This window comes from Corallococcus llansteffanensis, assembly GCF_003612055.1.
Classification (GTDB): domain Bacteria; phylum Myxococcota; class Myxococcia; order Myxococcales; family Myxococcaceae; genus Corallococcus; species Corallococcus llansteffanensis.
In genome coordinates this window covers 1-620 of sequence record NZ_RAWB01001140.1, presented here as the reverse complement: position 1 = coordinate 620, position 620 = coordinate 1, and the positions used below count along the sequence as shown (strand labels likewise).

At 72.3% G+C, this 620-nt stretch carries 1 protein-coding gene; it reads right to left on the bottom strand.

Annotated elements, in window-relative coordinates:
* A partial coding sequence (locus D7V93_RS43820) for a metallophosphoesterase family protein (RefSeq protein ID WP_147451721.1) occupies positions 1-620 on the bottom strand: 620 nt, incomplete at both ends.

Sequence of the window (620 nt, the reverse complement as noted above, 5' to 3'; positions counted from 1 at the left end):
GCCCCGGACGGCGAAGCCTCCGCCCCGGACGCCAATCGGATCCAACGGCGGGATGTGCATCGCCACCACGTGCACCGCGTCGCGCGCCTCCTCCAGCCACCCGTCCAGTTGCTCCTCCACCAGCGGATCCACCGTGCTGCTGCCGGAGTCCACCAGGCTGAAGTGCACCCCCTGGAAGGTGAAGTGCTGGCTGCCCCGCCCCACGAGCTGCTGGTAGATGCGCGCGTCGTCCGTGAACGTCTCGTGGTTGCCCAGCGTGGCGTACAGCGGGATGCGCGACCCGGCCTCCAGCCGCTGCTGGAACTCCTCCAGCTGCTCGCGCGTGCCGTACTCCGTCAGGTCCCCCGCGAAGAAGATGAAGCGCAGGCTGGGGTCCTCGCTCAGCCGCGTGTAGATGTCCCCCACCTTCGACAGCGCCTCCTGCACGTCCGCCAGCGCCGCGAACCGGAACGGCGTCCGCGCGTCCCAGTCCGGCGGCGCCACCGTCAGTCGCGCCGTCGTCCCCGGCCGCAGGGCCACCCGCCACGCCTTCACCGTCGGATGCGCGTCCGGCAGCGCCTCCACGGCGAGCGGCTCGCCGGAGTCGTCCACCGCCACCAGCGCCGCGTCCGGCATCGTGT